Origin of the sequence: Pontibacter silvestris, from assembly GCF_020907275.1 — a bacterium.
GTDB classification, from domain to species: domain Bacteria; phylum Bacteroidota; class Bacteroidia; order Cytophagales; family Hymenobacteraceae; genus Pontibacter; species Pontibacter silvestris.
Map to the genome: position 1 here is coordinate 367,522 of NZ_JAJJWI010000001.1, position 20,693 is coordinate 388,214.

A 20,693-nucleotide genomic window follows, 5' to 3' on the forward strand; every position below is an offset into this window, starting at 1 on the left:
TGCCATAAAAATATTAGCGTATGGTCTTATTTTAACTTTTTATGAATTTCAGCATTAATATTCATAACAAGTTGATTATTCACCCTCAGTACCCTTTCTTTAGCACTTAGAAGAGTGTTTATCTGCCTATGGAATCTCCTATAATCACACATGGCAACCATGTTTCTCCATGTAGTTATATGTTGGTGGTAAAACACAGAAACTTCATAAAGTTACTATGTATGGAGTAATAAGCCAGAAGAAGTTTATTCGAGGTCTATCGGGGAATAACGGGTGTCGTTGACAAAAGACGAGTCGGTGAAAGTAAACAGGAACTTAATTATTTTCGCTTTTTCAGTCTCTGTCAGCTTTAGCGTCTTGCCATTAACCTCATTTGATGTTTGTAGCATAATAGTATCTATGTTGGGGCTGTTTACCTGGACATGTTCGTTGTAAAAATCTAAGACTTCTTCTAATGTTTTAAAGCGGCCATCATGCATGTACGGTGCGGTTAAAGCTATATTCTGTAAGGAGGGTACTTTGAACTTACCATTATCTGTGATGTTTCCCGTTACCAGACCTAAGCCTTTGTCTGTAATATGCTCCTCTAAGCCAATATTCGTAAATTTATGCCCCGACAACGCTCCGGTATGGCAGGTAACGCAGTTGCCACCTCGTATACCTTGCTCGGGTACAGGAGTCGTCATGAAGAGTTTCATACCTTCCAGTTCTTCTGCCGTTAAAGTAGCTTGATTTCTCAGATACCGATCTAACCTTGAATTAGAGGAAATCAGCGTTCTTTCAAACTGTGCAATAGCTTTCTGAATGTTTTCCGGAGTGACGACCGGAGACTTAAAAGCATCCATAAACAACTTAGGGTAGGCATCTGTTTGCTGTAACTTAGCTGCGACCTGATCTAAAGAAGTGTTCATTTCCAGGTGATTGGTTATCGGAATGCGGGCTTGCTCTTCCAACGTTTTAGCCGATCCATCCCAGGTTAAATTGCTATCCCAGGCTATATTAGCAAGGTGCATAGTATTGCGGGTGCCTTTTAATCCGTCTGTACCTTCACTTAAGGCTGTACCACTTGAGAAAGCGAATTTTTGTATATGGCAGGAGCCGCATGAAATATTACCCTTTGCCGATAGCTTTTTTTCATAAAATAGAATCCGCCCTAGCTTAACTCCTTCTTCGGTTAAAGGATTATCGGCTGGTACTGTAGGTGGTGCTAATGTAGCTGGATAAACAAGTGTGTAGGGAGTTGGGTCTTTAAGTATTTCTCCTATTTCCTTGTCAGTCTTTTGGCAAGCAGAACTTAAAAATAATATTACGCAGCCCCATTTAGCTAACTTCAATTTGTTTAAAGAATGCTTAAGTAAACTCATGATATGCATATGCTTAGGAGGTATTCTAAGCTAAGAAATGATGTTAATAGTTAATACACCTGTAAGATCTGCTGCATTGATTTCCTTGGAGCGATATCTATCGCCTGCAAGGCCGATTCTAGAGCTAATATATTTCATTCTTACAAAGTTGTGAAAACAGAATCTATGTGTTCAAAGTAAATGTTACATTACTTATTTAAAAGATATAATGTTTTGTTGTGTTATATAATATTATTGCCTAAAAATATGAACTATTTATCAATATATTGGCCCTCAGATGATATAGAGTTAATTAAAACCTATAACTTTTTATGCTTACTGCTTACGGGCAGTTGCAATAGTGGCTTTTTTCCTGAAAACAATGTAGCTGATTTATATCTATAGACTATACTGAACTTGCCCATACATTTAACTCAGACGTAGCTTGCCTGGGTTTAAAAATTGATAGTAGCTGCATTAAAACAATCAAGCAATGTTTCTCCAAGGCTTTATAGAAGACATGGAGTCCATTAATTATATAGAAAAAGGAAAGGGGCAGGTAGACTTTGTTATAACTTCACTAGTATAGACTCTAGCTGAACAAGTAGGTAACGTACACTTAAATAGCAAGGGGCGATAGTCAAGATAAATTTCATACAAAAACATCCAACTAAAATTAAAACAGGCTGTTAGCTAACGCACCTGAACGCCAAGGTCGGGATTCGTGCGTATACACATTAAAAATATAATTCCAGTATTTTCTATTCGATAAATTTAATCGGTATTTTCAGGCTGTGAGAGACTATTTGTTGTTTATAGATACCGAGACCACTGGATTACCTAAAGAATGGAACAAGCCTTATTCTGAAGAAGGTAACTGGCCTAACTCTGTTCAGGTAGCCTGGACGATCTACACAAAAGAGGGGCAGGAGGTTAAGACGGAAAATCACTTCATCAAAGACAAAGACTTCAAGATCGAAGCTGCCTCCAGAAAGATACACGGCATTACACATGACTTCCTTCTGAAGAATGGTGAAGACAGAAATGTTGTTATGGCGCGTCTGTCAGAGGATCTACTTCAATACAAGCCTATGGTTGTAGGGCATTTTATGCTACTGGATTTTCATATGCTGGGAGCTGACTTTTACAGGGCAGGCATGCAAAACCCTATTAAAGAGCTTCCTACATTTTGTACTATGAAGGCTACAGCCAATTATGTTTTTAATCCATACCAGAAGTTTTTAAGGTTAGGCGATTTATACGAAAGGCTTTTTGGTATTCCGCTGGAGCAGCAGCACGATGCTTTAGTAGATGCAAAAGCAACCGCAAAATGCTTCTTTAGGTTACTAGAGAAGGGCGACATTGATGACAACCAGATAGAACTGCAGCAATTATCTAAAGAGGAAGAAGAAAAGACGGAGCATAAATTAGGCTGTGGTGTTTCAATTATATTATTGTTTTTAATTTGTACTTTATTAGTTATTAACTGGCTATGAAAGATAAACTGGCATTTCTTAAAACGGTAAAGCCATTTCATGTACTATCAGATGATGTGCTGTTAGGGGTAGTTGACTTGTTACAGGAAGTTCGTTATTCAAAAGAGACTTTCATCTATCACCAGGAGGTTACTAAAATGAGAGGGATAGACATTATTGTAGAGGGAGAGTATGAAGCATTCTTTTATGATAGTGAGCAGAATAAAAGAGTGATAGAACACCATAAAACAGGTTACTGCTATGGGGGGCTGTCTGTGCTTCTTAACAGAAAGAAATCGCTCCGTACAGTTATAGCCAAAAAAGACACGCTCGTATATTTTTTGCACAGAAGGGATTTTAGGGCACTTTGTCAGGCGAATGAAGAATTCTTCCACTTCTTTACTGGTGAGTTCGGTAAACGGATGCTGAACGATGAGTATGCGCATTTTGTGAAACGCCCAATTACGACGATGGAGGAAAATTACATTGCCTCTGAGCAGATGTACTCCAGGAAAATTGAAAGCTTGGAATATCGTGATATTGTGTCCTGTACAAGCGAAACACCTATTTATGAAGCTGCCAAGGTAATGGCTGAACAAAAGACCAGTTGCCTGTTTGTGAAAGATGAAGCGGAAAAGATTATAGGTTACCTCTCAGATATCACAATCCGGGACAATGTAGTGGCAAGGCAAGTGGATGTACAGCAACCTATCATTAGTATAATGGACAACCCCATTGTGTCTATCGATACGCAGGCTTACGTGTATGAAGCCATCTTGCTGATGTTCCAGACAAAGACACGCTATTTGCTTATTGAGGAAGCCGGACAATATGTAGGGGTTATCAGCCGTAACAAACTGCTAAGCGAGCAGGCACAGTCTCCGTTTGTGTTTATACAGTCGGTAAAGTTGGCCCGTTCTGTAGAAGAGCTTAAAAAGAAATGGCAAAAGGTGCCTGATATAGTAACGCAGTTACTTACCCGCGGAGTAAAGGCCGAAATTGTAAATCAGGTCATAACCACTGTGTCTGATACTATTGCCCTGAAGGTAATAGAAAGCGTAATTGATGAAGTGGGTGCACCTCCTGCTAAATTTGTGTACATGGTGCTTGGTAGTGAGGGACGAAAAGAGCAAACGCTTAAAACAGACCAGGATAACGCCATTATTTACGAAGACAAAGCAAACGAACAGCGGGAACTGGTAAGGGAGTATTTCCTTAAGTTTGCTGATATGGTTTCAGAAAGGCTTAACCATGTTGGTTTTAGCTTTTGCACAGGTGGTTTTATGGCAAAGAACCCTAAATGGACACATTCCCTGTCGCATTGGAAACGTAATTATGAAAGTTGGATGCGGCAGTCTGTGCCGGAAACTGTTATGAATTTCTCTACCTTCTTCGACTGCCGTTACATCTATGGCGAAGTGTCTATTATGGATGAGTTGAAGGAATTTATGGATGAGGAGTTGCAAAAGCCTTTGAACAGATTTCTATTCCACATGGGAAACAATGCTTTGCAGTACGAGCCACCTTTGACTTTCTTTAACAACATAAGAACCTTTACCAAGGGAACACAGCAGGTGATCAACATAAAAAAAGCCATGACACCTATAGTGGATCTTGTCAGAGCTTATGCCCTTAAGAACAGGATTTTTAAAACCAATACAGGAGAACGTTTAGAGGCTTTAAAAGATAAAGGAGTGTTTACTGACAGGGAATATAATGAACTTATGCAGTCATATTATTACCTGATGAGTCTGCGCTTGCAGAAACAGGCCAGCCAGATCATAAATGATAAATCAGAGCCAGATAATTATATTGACATCAGGAGCTTGACCAAAATTGAGCAGGTAACGCTGAAAGAGATTTTCAAGACTATCTCTAATTTTCAGTCAAACATTAAAGTGGAGTTTACCAACAACCTGTTCGGGTAAGTCCTGGTAGTTGTTAGTCAGCGACTAATTAAAATTTTATAATATGTAAAGCCTTAGCTACTGCTTATCAGTTAGCTAAGGCTTTATTCTTTTTGTTATTTTATTTATGCAGAATAATTGTGATATTTATGGAACCACACATTTAAAATAAAGCTTTGAGTCTGCCTGAAATTCATATTAAAATAATAAAAGGAGAAGATACACTAGAATTGAGAAGAAGCGTTATGTGGCCAGAAAAGGACACTGCTTATGTAAAGCTTGAGGAGGATGATACAGGGCTACATTATGGGCTGTTCCTGAATGACGTTTTAACTTCAGTTGTCTCTTTGTTTGTAAAGGGTGAAGAAGCACAGTTTAGAAAGTTTGCCACATTAACAGCTAAGCAAGGACAAGGTTGCGGTTCTGTCTTATTGAAACATGTTATAGCTGTTGCTTCTGAACTAACTGTAAAGACTTTGTGGTGTAACGCGCGTGCGGATAAGGCTGGTTTTTATAAGAGGTTTGGCTTGCAGAAAACCAATAAAACCTTTACAAAAGGCGGAATGGCTTATGTAAAAATGGAAAAAGACCTGACACAAGGTTAATCGTACCTTTTCGTCTGAATAAGACATCATCAGCATGACCGCTAAAATTGATCTTCACGACCACTATAAGAAGATGTGGGATACATCTTTTAATTTGTTTGAAGAAGGAGCTTATGAGCTGGATCCATTAATTGATGTAAAAGATGATACCAGATATGGTGTTACATTATTAGCCCGACTATCTCCGGAAGTAAAAGAAAATATTCTGAAGTTTCTGGATAAGCTAAAGCTGCATGAGCCTGGGCAGTATTTTTATCCTGCATCAGACCTGCACATTACTGTTATGTCTTTTATTTCCTGTTATGCTGGTTTCCACCTTAACATGATTAAGGTCGAGGAGTATGTATCCTTAATACAAAGCATTACGGCTAAGCTTGCAGCCTTCCAGGTGCACTTTAGTGGCATTACCGCTTCTCCGTCCTGCATTATGGTTCAAGGCTTCCCTAATGGTGATTCCCTTCAAGAACTGAGAGACGAGTTGAGAGTTGCTTTTAAAGATTCAGGCCTTCAGCAGACAATGGACACACGGTATACAATTGTAACGGCACATAGCACTGTGCTTAGGTTTAAGGAGTTGCCAACTAATAGCAAGGTTTTTAATGAGGTGTTAGAGAAATACAGAGACCATGACTTTGGTACAGCATTAGTACATGAAGTAGAGCTTGTTAGCAATGATTGGTACCAAAGGCAGAATATGGTAAAGCAATTAGCTAAGTTAAAACTACTGCAAGAGGTACGTTAATGCATTTGTTTCTTACTATAGCTTAGCCTTCCCTGGCAGATGTAAGTAGTGTTTTGCAGCTAAAGTTCAAAAGTGCATCCTTAGGACTTTAAGCTGATGATTTAAGTGTGAAAGTTCCTGAAAAGTTATGAAAACAGATTTTAATTTCTTATCATAGAGTTAGTAACCTTTTACTTTTCAACAATATGTCAGCAATTAAGTACAGAAAAGAAATTGATCGTGTTTTTGAGGTATTGCGTACGCCTTTTATGTCAGATTATACCTTTCATGAGCTAAAGGTTAATATAGGGGAGGAGTTTGGCTTAACCTATGAGCAAATGAATAAAGACATAGAGGAAGGAGTTCAGAATGGCTTTTCTCCAGAGTTCCAGATTAAGATGTTCAAAGATCTCTTTGTCAGCTACTCAAAATAAGAACCAGGTAGTAAGCAAGTAAGGTTTGTGTTTTAAAGGAAGTTGCTTATTCGAAGCATTTGGAACTTTAAGTATAAGAGGTAATGCCTATACCCTTAAACATACAGCAAAACCAGAGAAACCTCTTTCTCTGGTTTTGCTGTATTAAGCTGATCTGATGCAAATTCTATTGTTCAAACAACATTGATACTGTATTGAAGCTACTTACTTTTGGTCGTTCTAATTTAAAGGTTAGTTATGAGTAGTTTTATATTGCTGTTTCTGTGTTTGGCGATAGGCGTTCTGCTTCGTCATGTGCGGGATTTTCCTTCTAATACCCCTTTGGTGCTGAACCAGTTTATTATATATATATCGCTGCCAGCACTGGCTTTAAACTTTATACCAGAAATAAAGCTTGACCAAACGCTTTTTCTTCCGATAGGTGTAGCCTGGATTTGCTTTGCCGGTTCAGCCCTTATTTTCTGGAGCTTGGGAAAGATCTACAGCTGGTCCCGGAAGCTTACTGGCTGCCTTATTCTAATGGCAGGACTTGGAAATACATCATTTATTGGTTTTCCGGTTATGGAGGCACTTTATGGTAACGTGGGCCTGAGAACCTCAATTATCATAGATCAACCGGGTTCATTTCTTGTGCTTTCTACTTTAGGCATAGCGGTGGCAGCTTCCTTTTCTAGAGGTAAGGCAAGTGCCCAAGCTATTTTGAAAAAGGTGTTTACTTTTCCACCGCTAGTTGCCTTTATTGTGGGGTTAGCTATGAACATAGCTGGTTTACATTTCTCTGATGATTTAAATGATGTATTTCAACGATTAGGAACCACCGTTACCCCTTTGGCTTTGGTATCAGTTGGAATGCAGTTGCGTATTGAAAAGCGGAGTAAGCATTGGGGCTTTCTTACTTTGGGGTTGGCTTACCAGTTAATTATTTCCCCGGCCATAATTTATGGGCTGTATGTGTGGGTGTTTAAAGCCAGGGGAGAGGTAGTACAGGTTTGTGTGTTAGAAGCAGCGATGGCTCCCATGATTACGCCTTCTATTGTAGCTGCCACTTATGGTTTAAAACCTCGCCTGGCTAACATGATGATTGGTTTTGGCATACCAGTTTCGTTTCTGACACTGGCTGTGTGGTATTGGCTGGTGCAGGGGGTATAAGTAAATTTTAAGTGAGCTGACTTTGTTGCCGATAATCAGGCGCAAAGATAGGAGTGGAGTGAGCCTTGCTATCTTAATGAAAGTTATAACTACTCCTGAAGCCAGGGGTTAGGTTACTAATTTACAAGAAAGGATATACTGCAATAAAAAAGGAGAGCAGACCAAAGCTACTCTCCTTTTTTATTGCAGGTTTATGAAAAACTATACATTAAAGCGGAAGTGCATAATGTCGCCATCCTGTACCACATAGTCTTTACCCTCCACAGCCATTTTGCCTGCTTCTTTAATCTTAGCTTCAGACTTGTGTTCCTGGTAATCTTTTAGTTTGATTACCTCTGCACGGATAAAACCTTTCTCAAAGTCAGAATGGATGACACCGGCTGCCTGCGGAGCTTTCCAACCTTTGCCAATTGTCCAGGCGCGTACTTCTTTCACGCCAGCTGTAAAGTATGTAATAAGGTCAAGCAGTTCGTAAGAAGCCCTAATCAATTTATTTAAACCAGATTCCTGCAGGCCGTACTCTGACAGGAACATCTCTTTTTCCTCAGGGTCCGTTAGCTCTGCAATCTGTGCTTCAATTGAAGCGCTGATAAGTACTACCTGCGCATTTTCGTTCTTTACGTACTCAGTTAGGGCGTCGGAAAATTTATTGCCGGTGTTTACAGCGTCCTCATCTACGTTAGCAGCATATATAACAGGCTTTTCTGTCAGTAACTTCAGATCGTCTACAGCTTCTTTGTCTTCTTCAGTAGTGTCTAGGCTTCTGACGTTTAAGCCAGCCTCCAGGTGTGCTTTATACTTTTCCAGGCTAGCCAGCTCTTTTTTAGCTTTTGCGTCACCGGACTTTGCTGAACGAATTACTTTCTGTATTTTTTTGTCAACAGACTCAAGGTCTTTTAGTTGCAGTTCAGTATCAATAATTTCTTTGTCAGAGATTGGGTCTACTTTGCCGGCAACATGCACAATATTAGGGTCTTCAAAACAACGTATTACGTGAATAATGGCATCTACTTCACGAATATTTGCCAGGAATTTATTACCCAGACCTTCGCCTTTGCTGGCACCTTGTACTAAACCTGCAATATCAACAAACTCAATTACAGTAGGTAGTACACGTTCAGGATGAACCAGTTCTTCTAATATTTGCAGGCGTTCGTCAGGTACAGTAATAACCCCCACGTTTGGTTCTATGGTACAAAATGGATAGTTGGCAGATTCTGCCTTGGCGTTAGAAATAGCGTTAAATAAAGTAGACTTACCTACATTTGGCAGCCCTACAATTCCGCATCTGAGTCCCATTAATTTCTGAATTATAGTAAAATCAGCCGCAAATATACAACAATTTAACTACGTGTGCAGCGTCATTTATACTCTTTAGGCTTTGCTACAAACTATAACTAACTTGTTATCGGGTATTTTATAAATGAAAGGCTGGTTATGCGGCAATACACGTGATAGCAGAGTGTATTTAAGTCTGTATAAAATACTGGAATTATACATTTAAACTGACCGCAATAACAAATAGCTGATAAGTTATTTGAAATATACCCTGCACAGGGAATAGAGGTTTTAACCTTGAGAAACTAAGGTTTGTACAAAATAAAAAAAGCTTATGGAGGATACCATAAGCTAGTTATTTTCAAAAGAGAAGTAGTTTAATAACTACTCCCACTTAAGTTCTTCGTCAAATGAAGCTGCTGGTTCTGGTTCTACCTGTGCTTCTAGCGTGGCAAGTGCCTCTTCTGTAAGAAGTTCAGATTTAACGTGATCAATTGTTCCCTGTAGAGCCTCGACAAATTTTGCAAAATCTTCTTTATATAAGAAAATCTTGTGTTTTTCATAGGAGAAGCTCTCGTCTTTGAACTTTCTCTTACTCTCTGTGATGGTCACATAATAGTCATTAGAGCGAGTTGACTTCACATCAAAGAAATACGTTCTCTTCCCTGCTCTTACTCTTTGGGAATAAATCTCTGCTTTTTCGTTGTTCTCTTCCACCGTTTAAATAGACGTTAAATTCAACTTTATGAACATAAAAGTAACATATTGATCCGATATATAAAAGTTTTTGAATTTAAAATTTGAATATTTTTTCTTCTTACTATATTTGTGTACGAACCAACATAGTATAGCATGAATATATGTTCAATTATACTAGTATTGCTCCTTTCGTTTTTCAACGTTAAAAGCACTTATTTAACTGAGGGTAAGGCTTCTTTTTACTCCGATCGTATGCAAGGCCACCGGACATCAAGCGGTGAGCGCTACGATAAAACCCAGCTTACAGCTGCGCATGCAACGCTTCCTTTCAATACACGCGTGCGGGTAACCAACCACAAAAACGGTAAAAGTGTCATCGTTAAGATTAACGACCGTATGGCCCGTAGTCGTTACCATATCATTGATCTTTCAAAGGCTGCTGCCAGGAAAATAGATATGGTGCGGGATGGAATAGGAAAGGTTAGGTTGGAAATCATAAATGAGGAAAACGCAGGGCAACAAGTTTCGCCTTTGGCCGTTTCAAAAGCAGCTACTACAAAATAAAACCTCTCTTATGAAAAAGCCTCTTACCCTTGCTGATGTTAAGAAATTCGAAAACATGGAGTTTCTGGCGAAGCAATTGGTAGAGGGCTTTATTACTGGCCTGCACCAGTCGCCGTATCATGGCTTTTCGGTAGAGTTTTCAGAGCACCGCCTGTATAACAGTGGTGAAACCACCCGTCACATCGACTGGAAAGTGTTTGCAAGAACTGATAAGCTTTTTGTAAAACGTTACGAGGAAGAGACTAATCTTAGATGCCATCTGCTCCTGGATGTATCCCCCTCTATGTATTACCCAACCGATAGCCACGGCAAAATTACTTTTAGCGCTCTTTGTGCTGCTGCCCTGGCTACGCTGCTTCGTAAGCAAAGAGATGCCGTAGGCTTGGTTACTTTTTCTGATAGAATTGAGCTGCAAACTCCTGTTCGTTCTACGTCCTCACATTTGCACACGCTCTTGCTTATTTTGCAAAAGCAGCTGGAAGCCAAGCCTGTAGGCAAAGACACCAATGTAACAGTAGTGGTAAACCAAATTGCCCAGCAGATACCTAAGCGCTCTTTGGTGATTATTTTTAGCGATATGCTGAGCCGCCACGAAGACAGCGATGAAATTTTTGCCGCCCTGCAACACCTGAAGCACCAGAACCACGAGGTGATTATTTTCCATGTAATGGACCGCAAAACAGAGGAAGAATTTGATTTTGCCGAGCAGCCTTATGTGTTTGTGGATGTTGAAACAGGGCAGGAGATAAAATTACAGCCTTCTCAGGTAAAAGAGCACTACCGCGCTGCTGTCGAAAATTATAAGCGTGATCTACTGCTGAAATGCGGACAGTATAAAATAGATTTTGTGCCGGTTGATATCAGTGAGCCTTTTGATAAGGTACTGTATTCTTACCTGGTGAAGCGGGCTAAGGTGAAGTAAAAAGATTAATTACATAGAGAGGAGGTTGCTACAAATTGTGTCGTAGTAAATGCATTATACTGCGTCAAATTTATAGTTTAGTCCTTTCTTGGATAGAAGATTTTTGAAACCGTTTTATCATTTTTAATATCTTGCCATACAGGGTAAATTTGTTTAAGCTGTAATACTGTTTACTTCGGCTCGTTATCCAAAGACTGCCATAGGTATTTACAGGCTATTGTTCTGTAAGGTCTCCAGCTTTCGCCGATTTCAGCCATTCGAACACGTAATGCTTTGCCAGTTTCTGTTAAACCATAATGTCTTTTCATTGCATTTTGTATTCCGACATCATCTACAGGTAGCACATCAGGTCGTTCTAAGGCAAACATCAGTAGCATCTCAACTGTCCAGCGACCTACTCCCTTAATTTGTGTCAGGTGCTTTATAAGTTCTTCGTCTTCCAAAGCATCAATGATGGCGTGGTTAAGGTTGCCCTTGGCTGCAAACATGGCAACATTTCGTAAGTAACCAATCTTCTGGAAAGATAAACCTGCCCCACGTAGTGTCTCGTTAGGTGCAGACAGCACAAGGTCTGGGTAAGGATACTGTTCAGGGAACAACTCTAAAAACCTTCTGAAAATGGTAGCCGCTACCTTAGTAGAGAGTTGTTGCGACACTATAGAACTGAGCAGTTTAAAGTACAGGTCTTCTGATTTAGCTGATTTCAACGATTTACCATTGGCTATTATATGGGTCAGTACCGGATCATGAGATAGTACGGACATTACTTCAGGGGCAGGAGGGTGTGCTAACAACATCAATTCTTTTTGTTTTGCTCAAGTTGCTTATTTAAGAATAGCTAAACAATAGGAGGAGGAATTATTAAATGTTTAAAGTTTGTTTATTATGTTAAATATAAACATTTGTTCATGAGTTTAAGTATTGCATATGCCGGGTATGGGTTTGTATAGCCACCTTTATTACCTAGGTTATAGTATTTTAAACGCAGTTACAGATATGTAAGGCTTATTGCAAAGGATAGATGGAATAGTTTTATTACTTGTCTTCTTTTCAACAAGCTTTTATTGTTGGATGTATTTTAGGGATAAAAGCAAAAGTCCCTCTAAGTTACTAGAGGGACTTTTCTGCTGTAGGGGAAGGACTCGAACCTCCACGGAGTAGTTAGGCAATAGCTTGCTTTGTACTAGAACCTCCACCCTCGAGATAGGAGGGCTTGTCTGCCAATTTCAACACCCTACATTGTTTGTAGAGGGTGCAAATGTATAAGACCCAAACATATTAACAAAGATTAATTTTTACTTATTTAATCAAATGAAATATTTGTTAAAATAAACTTATTTTAAGGTAGTAATTTTATAAAAATGGCAAAAAATGCTTTGTATTATTCTTGCAGTGTCTTAATTCAAGTATTCTCTGCATGATCTTTACATTGCCAAAATCAAAATATAGATTAATAAATACTGCACTAAATATTTATCTTTTCATACTAGCGAGATAATAAAGCTACTTTGGTTTATAACACCTCCTGGAATCAATCTTCTGTCTTATGCTACCTCAGAGAAGTTTTTCTTAAACATATAGTTACTATAAGACCTGATTCCTATAAAAGGAGGGAGACATTTCTTTTCTTCTTCAGAAGTTCGCAAATTGACAGAGCCGGTCTCTTCCTCAGATTGCTTTTGTATTCCAGATTTGAATATACTTTCGAGGATATAGCTTCTGAGCCTGAAAGGTAAAAGAGGGCCAAGCCTGAGGATAACTTTGTTTTTCCACCCCGGAATGATCAATCCCTTTTTCTTTAAAAGACCATCAATAGCTAGTTTGGCTACTTGGCCAGGTGTTTGCATCAATATGTCTGATTTACGGCCTAAAGATTTGTTTCGCTTTATAACAGTTTCTGTACTGGTAGGGCCAGGGCAAATGCAGCTTACATAGACCCCATGCTGTTGCAGTTCGCTTTGTAAGGCTCTGGAAAAGGCTAGCACAAAACTTTTGGTAGCGGAGTAGACACTTTTATAAGGTACAGACATCAACGAAACAAAGCTACCAACATTTAAAATATAAGACTTCGAATGCTCCATAAGTTTAGGAACAAACATTTTAGTTAAAGATACAACTGTTGCAGAGTTCAGGTGTATCATTTTCTGGTATTGCTCTAACGAAGTAGATACAAATGAACTGTAGTTTCCGGTACCGGCATTATTAATCAAAATGTTAATTCTAAGGTTTTGCTGCTGGCACCAATCATATAAATAAGAAATGGCATGTGGCTTTACAAGATTCAATTCTAAGGTCTTTACATCAACCTTATATTTACTTCCGAGAAAATCTCCTACAGTCTCTAAACCAGTACCAGGCAAGGCAACCAGGATAAGGTTCTGCAACCTTCTAGCGCACTCCTCCGCCATTGCTTTACCTATTCCTGCACTGGCACCGGTTATTAAAGTGTAGTTCTTATCTATACTCATATTTTAAATGATTTAACGTTCTTTTCAAACCTTCTTCTAAAGGTGTAATCGTATAGTTTAGCTCATGTACTGCTTTCTGGCTTGATACACTCCAGTTGTACATGTACTTCTTTACCCAGTTGGGCGTAATCAATGGTTTTGTATTAGTGGTACGTGCCCAGAAAACCATCAGGCGGCTTGCCGTAACCAAAAGGTTGACAGGGATACGATAGAGTTTCTTTTGTTTGCCGGAGAGCTTCTGCAACAGGTGAAAGAACCTGTCATATGAAGCATTTTCTCCTCCAAATAAATATACCTCTCCGCTACGGCCCTGTTCCAATGCTTTTATGTGCCCGTCCACCACATCATCTATATAACAGTAGCTGCCTGTGCTTTTGCCGCTTCCAGGAATGTAGTGCCATTTGTTTTCGAGGTATAGCTGTGCAAGTTTATTGATGGCATTACTCTCACTGCGTCTGCCTGGTCCGTATACTCTGGCGGGGTTTACAATTACAACATGAAGCCCATTTTTAGCATACTCTTTGGCTAATGCTTCAGCCTTGGCTTTTGTTGCCTCATAGGCAGCGAAATAAGGGCAGGAGCGGGTAGTGTTTTCATCTACTGCCGAAATTGCAGAATCTGATGGTCCGTAAACACCAGCAGTAGAGGTGACCACTACTTTTTTTACACCATTTTTAATGGCTGCATCCAGTATGGTTTTGGTACCCAGCACATTTGTTTTTCTGAAGACTTCTTCATCTTCAGGCCAAACGCTTGCATATGCCGCGAGATGAAAAACCGTATCACACCCTTTCATGCCGTTTTCTATGGCCTCTTGATCATGCAAGTCCCCTGTTACACATTCTACTCCGGCTGCAGCTAAACTTCCGGCTTTTTCAGGTGACCTTACCAATGCAACAACATGATGGTTATCTGAGGCTAGTTTTGTAGCTAGTTGTTCTCCTATATACCCTGTAGCACCTGTAATAAATGTTCTCATATAGTTGAGCCGTTTTTTGTGATGGTTCTTGCTCCTTTAGATGAATTTTTGATAGCTATAACCAAACACACAATACCAGTTTTAACTTTGCTGTTTTACTATTACACGTAATATTATACCGCCCAAATGTTAAAATCGTTTTTGTTGATTAGCTTCTTTGATGCCAGCCTAGGGGTGGTTTTGGGTTTTAGGAGATCACTGGAGCAAAAAAAGCCTCCTGAGTGTAAACTCAGGAGGCCTCGGATAGGAATATGAAAAAGCTGCTATTCTACCTCTTTCAATAACTCTTTAACGGCTGTTTCTAACTGTTGATCTTTTCCTTTACTTACCTGCTCGTATTCATTCATCACCACAATGTCTGGTTGTGTCTGCAGGTTTTCCAGGTAATGACCTTGCACGTCTTTCACGCCTAATGGTGGAACGCCCCAACGAACGCTGTTGTCCTGCAGTACTTCCCAGCCGGCAAAAGTACAGGTGCCTGGTACTGGCATGCCGACGAGTTTCCCCAGTTTCAGGTCCATATAGCTGAAGGCAAAACAATGGCCGTCGCTGTAATTTGCTTCGTTAGCAAGGGCAATGCTTGGCTTGGTCCAGCGGAAGAAAGGCTCTGTACCGTTAGAACGAGTATCTGTGGTATAATCCAAGAACTTCTTGCCACTCAGGAACATGGCAAGGTCTGCTACCAGGTCACCGCCTCCGTTGTTTCGGGTGTCTACAACCATACCTTTTCTGTTGGCGTACTTACCCATTACTTCTTCGTAAACAGTACGGTAGCTTGGGTCGTTCATGCCAGGAATGTGTACGTAACCCAACTGGCCGTTACTCAGGCGATCTACTTCATTGGCATTACGGCGAACCCAACGCTTGTATAGCAGTGTGTTTTCATCTGCTGTAGAAACCGGCTTCACAATAACTTCTCTCCTGCTTTTAGCAGAAGGGTCATAAACTGTCAGGAGTGTGTTTTTATCTGCTTTACGGTTTAGGAACTGAGCATAATCTTTGTCCGGTGTAATCGCTTCTCCATCAATTTTTTCGATAACCATTCCCTCTTTGAGATTTAAACCAGCCTTCGTTAACGGACCTCCTGCTATTATCTCCTCTATTTTTAAGCCACTGCCTGTGTAAGTCTGATCATAAAAAGCACCTAGAGAAGCTGTGGCATCGCTATTTTCGGAGTTGCCATAGTAGCTGGAACCTGAGTGAGAAACATTCAATTCTCCTAATAACTCACTTAACATTTCAGAAAACTCATAGTTGTTGCCGATGTGCGGGAGATACTTTTCATAATCTGTTTTCAACTCGTCCCACTTAGCGCCATGATAACCTGCTGTGTAGAATGTTTGTTTTGTACGTTGCCATACATGGTCAAACATAAAAGCTCTTTCAGCAGCTATGTCAAGGTGCATTTCACCATTAATTTTAACAGGTTCCTGCTTCCCTTTTTCAGGGTCCAGTTTAATTATTTTACCACCTGTTGATAAGAAAATATTCTTTTGCTCTTTATCCCATGCCATGCTGGCTCCCTGGGCATTAAGCGTAACTGCAATCTTTGTTTCTTTGGTGCGGAGGTTGGTGCTCCATAAGTTATAGCCTTTTTCGAACTTAGCCAGGTAGTACAGTGTCTCACCGTCTTTAGACACTAAAGCGTCTGATAGGTTAGAAGAATGAAGCGTCAGTTTTTCTTTTCTGGTGTCTAGCCCTTCCCAGTCAATTTTCACTAACTCTGTAGCTGGCTTTTCCTCTTTCTTATCTTTTTTCTTTTTGTCTTTATGTTTTTCAAGCTGTTCTTTCTTTTCTTTTTCAGCTTTCTCTTCCTGCTCCTTTAAAAGCGTGTACTCTTCTTCACTCAAGTGAAACTTATCGAAAGCATCCTGTGTGAAAAACATCGCATAAACATCAGCCTGTGCACCACCACTGTTAGCCTGGCTACGCATGCCATCGCGAGTACTGCTCCAGATCATTATTTTGCCATCCATCATCCATTTGGGTGCAAAATCCTGAAAGCCGCTCTGGGTAAGGTTTATCTTTTTGCTTTTCCCATCTGCCGCAATAATGCCTACTTCACCATTGGCAAAGCCAGGTTCAGAATATTCAAACAAAAGCCACTTGTTGTCGGGGCTCCAGGTAAAGTACTGGTCGTTGTCGCGCATCGAAAACAGTTCATTTGTGGTGAGAAGTGTACGAACCTGCTTGCTGGCTACATTATAAACCTTTAAGGTTGCCCTGTTTTCAATAAATGCTATTTCTTTGCCGTCTGGAGAGTACTGCGGCTGGTAGTTTTGGTTTTCGTTATCTATAATAGCTGTTTCCTTCAACACCGTAGAAGTATAAAAGTAAGGCTCTTCTTTGCGGACTATATCTGTTTGATAGATTTTCCAGCCCTTGCCTCTTTCGCTGGCATACAATAAAGATTTTCCGTCTGGGGAGAAGCTAACGGTACGCTCTTGCTCCGGTGTGTTAGTGATTCTTTTAGTCATACTGCCTTCCACAGCACTTACAAACACCTCACCACGGAAAACAAAGGCCACCTCTTTGCCATTCGGAGATACAGCCATATCACGGACACCACTGCCTACAGAAATGATCTGGTTGTTGTTAGATTTGACATCAGCAGCTATACGGATATTTACTTTTTGAGCTTCACCAGAAGGTTGTTTGGTATAGAGCTGCCCATCATAGCTAAAGCAAAGGGTGCCATTATTTGAGGCGCTTAAGAAGCGAACCGGATGTTTGGTAAAAGATGTTACCTGTGTAGCTGCTGCCGGATTATCGGCTGACATTTTGTGCACGTTAAATGTGCCGCTGGTTTCACCCAGGTAATAAATGGTTTTCTCGTTATCAGCAAAAACAGGATTGCGATCTTCACCGGCATAGCTAGTCAGTTTGGTGTGCTTCCCGCTTTGAGTGTCATACATCCAGATGTCGCGGGTAACAGAAGAAACATGATGCTTGCGCCACTGGTTTTCTCCGCCTTTCTTGTCGTGATAGAGCATTACCTGGCCATTTTTGCTGAACTTAATATCTTCAGCTGGTGTGGTTAACACCTGTTGCACCTGGCCACCTGTAACAGCTACCTTATAAAGCTCAGGCATAGAGCCAGTAGGGAACTGCCTGTTGCTGGCTGCATCCATTCTGGTAGACCCGAAGTAAACAGTTTTATCGTCCGGGCTGAACTCATACGGATACTCATTGGCCGAATGGTAAGTCAGCCGTTGTGCTTCTCCACCTGTAGCCGGAATTTTGAACAAGTCGAAATTACCATAGCGATCACTGGCGAAAACAACAGACTTGCCATCGTGGCTCCAGACAGGCATAAAATCGTGAGCTTCGTGCAATGTCAGGGGGTAAGCATTACCACCAGTTGCAGGAACAGAGTACAAATCTCCTTTGTAGGTGAATACAATTGTTTTTCCATCTGGAGATAGGGAAGGATAACGCAGCCATGAGGGTTCATTTTGCCCCATCGCTGAAAAAAATGTTCCTGCGAACAGGAAGAGAGAACAAGCAATCTTTTTCATCATAGGTTTTAATAAGCCTCTAATTTAAGCAAGACAAATTTAAAAGTAACGGCTCTTTTGACGTTTGCTGTAAAAGAGGGTAAAAGCAACTATGTCTAGTGGAGTAGTTTCTGTAGCAACTGCTGCAGACAGTAAAAGAGCAGCTGTGTTAATTTAGCTTTCGGAGGGATATTTAGTCTACTATTATAATTCTTGGTAGCGAACCAAAAACAAATCTGTTAGTGTTCATCTACTTGGGGAGGCATAATAGTGGATTGCTTATACATCATAAGCCATGGTTAGTGTCTCTAATACTACTCTCTACTTTAATTTTAATGATAAATAAGCTTTTAGGTAAACAGCATGTGCAGGTAAACAAGCCTGCTTTATGGGGAAAGGTAAGCCTTTGGGGTTCTGCTATTTTTCTGATAGTGCTATTTTTTGCGGCCGGACAGCCAGTGGCAGATAATGAGCCTATCACGCTCTTGGCAGAGCAGATGCCTTTTACTCCGAAAGAATATTATATTTCTGAAGTTATTGATGAACGTGAAAACCGGACAGCTGTAGCCTGGTTGTTTCCAGATGCTGTTGGTGCTGCTCAATCTGTTAAAACACGTTCTGTTGATTTACAAGGGGGAGGCTTAACAGCTATCCGTCAGTTTATCTGGCAGGGAACGCCCCGCAATGTGAAGCTGCGCCCTGTGGTAGTGCGCTTAAAAGAATGCCGTGTTACAGAAACAGTTGGTGACAAAGGGCGTGTAGATGGTAAGGTAATAGTAGCTATGGCCTTTGATTTGCAGGGCGATGGAGAAAGAATTCCTCTGCTGGAGTACAAAGGAGGTGCCCGTTATAACCGCCCTGCCAGCCATAATACAGTTGTAGAGCCGTCACTCCGGCAGTCATTGGTAGAGGCCCTAAAGTACCTGAACACCTGGATGGACCATGAAGCGAACAGCAACCCAAAACTGGCTAAAGGTATAAAAGTAAGTTTTACTGATTATGCTATGAATCCAGTGAATGACACTGTTTTTTATGCCCTGAACAGACCACTTGTCTGGGATGATTTTCGTGCTGCACCAAGGGCCGGTCGTTATGCAGCGGCCGTTTTTCCTAGTTTTGCATACGAAGGTGAAACTGAGGTTATCAATGGCATCATACATTTAAATCTGACCTTAAAGGTGTATGTACTACAGCATTCTTCCTGGGTGAAGGCAAATGCCAAAGATGCTTATGGGCTTAATCATGAGCAGCGACATTTTGATATAGCCAAACTGGTTGCGGAGAGGTTCCGAAAAAAAATACAGCCTGAAAACTTAACCGTTGCAGACTACAACAGTATCATCCAGTATGAATATATTGAATCTTTTCGGGAGATGAACCACCTGCAGGAACAGTATGACGAAGAAACGCAGCATGGTATTAACCAGGTGGCGCAACAACAATGGAACCAACGCATTGATGAAGAGCTAAAAGTTCTTTCGGTAAAGAAATAGTATTGAATATTTTTATTAGTCTTTGTAAAGAGTTAAACGCGCCTTTGTCGAAAAACTTAGTGGTTTTACGTTGATACTAATATGTTGCTAAAAATTAAAATAATAGTTGCTTCGTGATGAGAGGTCGCTTGCTTTAGGTAGTTTTGTTTTAGGGTTGATTCCTTTGTAAAAGATTTATCAAATTGGACAGTTATTTTACGTAAGGAAATACCAAGAAGTAGGTATTGTTCGTTTATTAGGATATGTCGATATTTGATTCTGGTAAAGGAAATATGGCCTTAAACTGCCCGGTTTATGAATCGTAATGAGAAACTTCTTAATGAACAGGAATGTGAAATTATAATGCTTTTGGCAGATGGGCTTACAAATAAGCAGATAGGTGAAGTCTTTGGTGTAACAGAAAAAGCAGTAGAAGTTAGCCTCCAGAATATGTTAAACAAGTTGGATCGGAAGCACCCGAACGAGATGATTACCTGGGCCTATTTAGGAGGCGTTCTTAAGTAATAATTCTTACTAAATAAAGCTTTTAGGTAAAAGTAAAAGTTATACATTGAAATGTATAACATCCGCGTTCTCAACAACTGCTTAATTTAACCACTGCAAGTGTAACTTTTGCAAGAGTAGAAGACATTTGGCTTCAGTTTAAAAAGAGAAACTACAACCTGTTTGTTATTAGCAACCTCAATTATCTGTTTTTCACTCCATTATTGCCAGTTGGCTGTAGAGCCTTTGGCTTAATGTTTCTCAGTTAGAGCTTTTAATACCTGCATTGCTTTTTGTGAATCCTTAGTTGATACAAAAATGTGGTCATGATAAAAGGCTGCAATAACATTACAGCTTATGCCCGCTTCAGCCAAAGCATTGGAGAAAGCCGCAGTAAGTCCGACTGCCTCTAATGAGGAATGAACTGTAAGAGTAATCCAGGAGGCGATAAAGGAATATTTCAGTTGTAATTTGTCAGCCACTTGCCTTGGAAGTATTGCTGTTAAACCTTCTTTTTCTCTGAACTGACAAATTGCATCAGCAGTATCAAAACTGATTGAATTTGAGACCTGACAGAAAACATATTCTCCCTCATTTAGTTCGGGTGTCATCTGGTTTAAAAGAATAGCAAGGTTTGTTTCTCCGTTCATTTAAAAAGTGATTAGTAAAGTCTTAG

General features: G+C 40.2%; 18 protein-coding genes. 10 read left to right on the top strand and 8 right to left on the bottom strand.

Annotated features, from left to right (window positions below; all coding sequences use genetic code 11):
• Positions 1-245 precede the first annotated feature (245 nt).
• The gene (locus LN995_RS01485; protein ID WP_229957676.1) at positions 246-1,334 is read right to left on the bottom strand and encodes a cytochrome-c peroxidase; all 1,089 of its coding nucleotides are present in this window, start codon (positions 1,332-1,334) and stop codon (positions 246-248) included.
• An 803-nt stretch (positions 1,335-2,137) separates the two neighbouring features.
• On the opposite strand from LN995_RS01485, the gene LN995_RS01490 reads away from it, so the two are divergent.
• The 6 genes from LN995_RS01490 (at position 2,138) to LN995_RS01515 (ending at position 7,634) form a co-directional block, all read left to right on the top strand.
• Positions 2,138-2,839: a 3'-5' exonuclease gene (locus tag LN995_RS01490; protein ID WP_229957678.1), complete on the top strand. Its 702-nt coding sequence runs from the start codon at positions 2,138-2,140 to the stop codon at positions 2,837-2,839.
• A complete protein-coding gene (locus tag LN995_RS01495; protein ID WP_229957681.1) occupies positions 2,836-4,746 on the top strand; it encodes a DUF294 nucleotidyltransferase-like domain-containing protein in 1,911 nt (636 codons plus the stop codon). The genes LN995_RS01490 and LN995_RS01495 overlap by 4 nt, the downstream gene beginning before the upstream one ends.
• A 224-nt stretch (positions 4,747-4,970) precedes the next feature.
• A complete protein-coding gene (locus tag LN995_RS01500) occupies positions 4,971-5,330 on the top strand; it encodes a GNAT family N-acetyltransferase (protein WP_229957684.1) in 360 nt (119 codons plus the stop codon).
• A gap of 34 nt (positions 5,331-5,364) precedes the next feature.
• Complete coding sequence (locus LN995_RS01505; protein WP_229957686.1) at positions 5,365-6,072, top strand: 2'-5' RNA ligase family protein; 708 nt, start codon at positions 5,365-5,367, stop codon at positions 6,070-6,072.
• Between the two features lie 185 nt (positions 6,073-6,257).
• Positions 6,258-6,485: a hypothetical protein gene (locus tag LN995_RS01510; RefSeq protein ID WP_229957688.1), complete on the top strand. Its 228-nt coding sequence runs from the start codon at positions 6,258-6,260 to the stop codon at positions 6,483-6,485.
• Between the two features lie 237 nt (positions 6,486-6,722).
• Entirely contained in the window at positions 6,723-7,634 is a 912-nt protein-coding gene (locus LN995_RS01515; RefSeq protein ID WP_229957690.1) for an AEC family transporter, read from the top strand.
• A 201-nt stretch (positions 7,635-7,835) separates the two neighbouring features.
• Here the strand turns inward: LN995_RS01515 and ychF are convergent, their stop codons facing one another.
• Entirely contained in the window at positions 7,836-8,933 is a 1,098-nt protein-coding gene (ychF, locus tag LN995_RS01520; protein WP_229957692.1) for a redox-regulated ATPase YchF, read from the bottom strand.
• Positions 8,934-9,296: 363 nt separating this feature from the next.
• Entirely contained in the window at positions 9,297-9,629 is a 333-nt protein-coding gene (locus tag LN995_RS01525; protein ID WP_229957695.1) for a DUF3276 family protein, read from the bottom strand.
• Between the two features lie 135 nt (positions 9,630-9,764).
• Here LN995_RS01525 and LN995_RS01530 point away from each other — a divergent pair, with 135 nt between their 5' ends.
• Both LN995_RS01530 and LN995_RS01535 read left to right on the top strand, forming a co-directional pair.
• The gene (locus LN995_RS01530) at positions 9,765-10,175 is read left to right on the top strand and encodes a septal ring lytic transglycosylase RlpA family protein (protein WP_229957698.1); all 411 of its coding nucleotides are present in this window, start codon (positions 9,765-9,767) and stop codon (positions 10,173-10,175) included.
• Positions 10,176-10,185: 10 nt separating this feature from the next.
• Complete coding sequence (locus LN995_RS01535) at positions 10,186-11,097, top strand: DUF58 domain-containing protein (protein WP_229957700.1); 912 nt, start codon at positions 10,186-10,188, stop codon at positions 11,095-11,097.
• A 170-nt stretch (positions 11,098-11,267) separates the two neighbouring features.
• On the opposite strand, the gene LN995_RS01540 is transcribed toward LN995_RS01535, so the two are convergent.
• The 4 genes from LN995_RS01540 to LN995_RS01555 all read right to left on the bottom strand — a co-directional run bounded on the left by LN995_RS01540 (position 11,268) and on the right by LN995_RS01555 (position 18,062).
• Positions 11,268-11,894 carry a DNA-3-methyladenine glycosylase family protein gene (locus LN995_RS01540; RefSeq protein ID WP_229957702.1) on the bottom strand — a complete coding sequence of 209 codons (627 nt, stop codon included), beginning with the start codon at positions 11,892-11,894 and terminating at the stop codon, positions 11,268-11,270.
• A gap of 747 nt (positions 11,895-12,641) precedes the next feature.
• On the bottom strand, positions 12,642-13,565 hold the full coding sequence (locus tag LN995_RS01545) for an SDR family NAD(P)-dependent oxidoreductase (protein ID WP_229957704.1): 924 nt from the start codon (positions 13,563-13,565) through the stop codon (positions 12,642-12,644).
• Positions 13,552-14,544, bottom strand: coding sequence for an SDR family oxidoreductase (locus LN995_RS01550; protein ID WP_229957705.1), 993 nt, complete (start codon positions 14,542-14,544; stop codon positions 13,552-13,554). The genes LN995_RS01545 and LN995_RS01550 overlap by 14 nt, the downstream gene beginning before the upstream one ends.
• 263 nt (positions 14,545-14,807) lie before the next feature.
• Positions 14,808-18,062, bottom strand: coding sequence for a S41 family peptidase (locus LN995_RS01555; protein WP_229957787.1), 3,255 nt, complete (start codon positions 18,060-18,062; stop codon positions 14,808-14,810).
• A 314-nt stretch (positions 18,063-18,376) separates the two neighbouring features.
• On the opposite strand from LN995_RS01555, the gene LN995_RS01560 reads away from it, so the two are divergent.
• Together LN995_RS01560 and LN995_RS01565 are read left to right on the top strand one after the other, a co-directional pair.
• Positions 18,377-19,534 carry a hypothetical protein gene (locus LN995_RS01560; protein ID WP_229957707.1) on the top strand — a complete coding sequence of 386 codons (1,158 nt, stop codon included), beginning with the start codon at positions 18,377-18,379 and terminating at the stop codon, positions 19,532-19,534.
• 294 nt (positions 19,535-19,828) lie between these two features.
• Positions 19,829-20,038 carry a response regulator transcription factor gene (locus tag LN995_RS01565; protein ID WP_229957709.1) on the top strand — a complete coding sequence of 70 codons (210 nt, stop codon included), beginning with the start codon at positions 19,829-19,831 and terminating at the stop codon, positions 20,036-20,038.
• A gap of 230 nt (positions 20,039-20,268) precedes the next feature.
• On the opposite strand, the gene LN995_RS01570 is transcribed toward LN995_RS01565, so the two are convergent.
• Positions 20,269-20,667: an ACT domain-containing protein gene (locus tag LN995_RS01570; RefSeq protein WP_229957711.1), complete on the bottom strand. Its 399-nt coding sequence runs from the start codon at positions 20,665-20,667 to the stop codon at positions 20,269-20,271.
• Between the last annotated feature and the right edge of the window lie 26 nt (positions 20,668-20,693).